This is a genomic window from Moorena sp. SIO4E2 (assembly GCF_010671945.1).
GTDB classification, from domain to species: Bacteria; Cyanobacteriota; Cyanobacteriia; order Cyanobacteriales; family Coleofasciculaceae; genus Moorena; species Moorena producens.
In genome coordinates, this window is sequence record NZ_JAAHIE010001192.1 from 1 (window position 1) to 1473 (window position 1473).

A 1473-nucleotide genomic window follows, 5' to 3' on the forward strand; every position below is an offset into this window, starting at 1 on the left:
TTGATTTGGAAGTTTCATGCTCTTTTTTCCCTTCTGAAATTTTGGATTTCATTAAGGGTGTTCAAACTACCCTGCCAGAAGAGTCGGACGGACGGGAAATTGCTGGCATCGCTAGGTGTTGCAGAATCCTTCCCAATTTTGTCCAAAGTCCAGTATCACTGGGGTATTCCTGAATCTGATCAGGAGGTTCAGGAATGGGGTTAGGGGTTTCCTTAGTACTGCTTTCCCCAGATGAAACTTCCTCCAACTCAGATTTTGCAACAATATCAAATGTTTTCTTGATATCTTCGAAGGGAGAGGAGGAATCATTTTCTTTTTTTAGCTTCAACTCCCAAGAGTTCCTTTGGCTAGCTACTTCCTCTAGGGTCTCTTGTACACCTAAATAGTTCTGGACAACCAATCTCCTGACGGGTGAAGCTTGATTTGGAAGTTTCATACTCTTTTTTCCCTTCTGAAATTTGGGATTTCATTAAGGGTGTTCAACCAGACTTTATATTATTGAGGATACCTCCCTAGAGGCAATTATGCACAGAAAGTGTGATGGCACTTAGAAAACTAGTGCAATCACACATTTGCTATCATTTAGGTTCGCGACTATATGTTCTAATACGCTCCCAGAATTTAGCAGCCTTGAAACCTAAATTAGGTTTTTCCGAATAAGTCTCTGCTCACGGGCATATATTCGCAGGGCTGTTTCATTTTCAATTTTTCGGTTCGCTGAAGCTCCCGAGTGGCAGCGGTTTCGCCCCTGTTTTTCTATTATTAAACCCAATAGTATAAAAAAACGGCGATTTGCGTGACCTTAAGGGGCTTTGAGCCCCTCACCCAGGAATTTTAGGGTCGAGCAATGTTACGCCCCTGGGCATATAGTCGGGATGCTGAAGCAAGCATTCCAGGCTGCGCTTCTTGACAGACCTTGCCCCACTTGCTGGTCTATGCAGTTTTTACAGTTTTGTGAGATGGGTGGCAGAGCTGTTGGCCCAGGGTTAACCGGTGGTGGTGGTGCTAGAAGATTACCATTAGATGCTTGCACTTGCCGCCCTTGGTTTAGAGCTGCAATTGGATTAATACCAGTCTTGAAGCCTAAATAAGTTTTTCCTAGGGAGTCCCGGCTAACGGGCTTAACTTGAACTGGAAGTTTCATATGATTGCTCCTTGTTTTAGTTAATTCGTCAATGGTTAGACAGAAAGAGAGTCAGTTAGGAATGATTGTCTTTTTCTGATCGCCTCAGCAAAGCAAAGCCAACTAACTTGCGCAAACTTTCTTGATGTTCTGGGGAGGATAATAACGCCAGCAGTGCCTCAGGCAGGTCTAAACGCTGCAAACGCTGTCCTTCTTCTAGGAGAGAACGAAATTCAGTGGTTTCCCAACCTAATTGCCAAAAAAAGTTTGTCCCCTCGGCAGGAGCGAATTGAAGCTTGGCTTCACCATTAGCTGTAGCCTGATCCAGACTGTTTTGGATGAGCTGCAAC

2 protein-coding genes and 1 pseudogene are annotated in these 1473 nt (G+C 44.3%); all 3 read right to left on the reverse strand.

The window, feature by feature from the left end; all coding sequences use genetic code 11:
- Positions 1-61 precede the first annotated feature (61 nt).
- Positions 62-436 carry a hypothetical protein gene (locus F6K37_RS42085; RefSeq protein ID WP_008179610.1) on the reverse strand — a complete coding sequence of 125 codons (375 nt, stop codon included), beginning with the start codon at positions 434-436 and terminating at the stop codon, positions 62-64.
- Between the two features lie 414 nt (positions 437-850).
- Positions 851-1144: a hypothetical protein gene (locus tag F6K37_RS42090; RefSeq protein ID WP_008179613.1), complete on the reverse strand. Its 294-nt coding sequence runs from the start codon at positions 1142-1144 to the stop codon at positions 851-853.
- A 55-nt stretch (positions 1145-1199) separates the two neighbouring features.
- Positions 1200-1473, reverse strand: a pseudogene (locus F6K37_RS42095) (class I SAM-dependent methyltransferase); the annotation flags it as partial.

Excerpts from the sequence above, each read along its gene's own strand:
- F6K37_RS42090 (WP_008179613.1), bottom strand. The coding sequence starts at position 1,144 with ATGAAACTTCCAGTTCAAGTTAAGCCCGTTAGCCGGGACTCCCTAGGA.
- F6K37_RS42085 (WP_008179610.1), bottom strand. The coding sequence starts at position 436 with ATGAAACTTCCAAATCAAGCTTCACCCGTCAGGAGATTGGTTGTCCAG.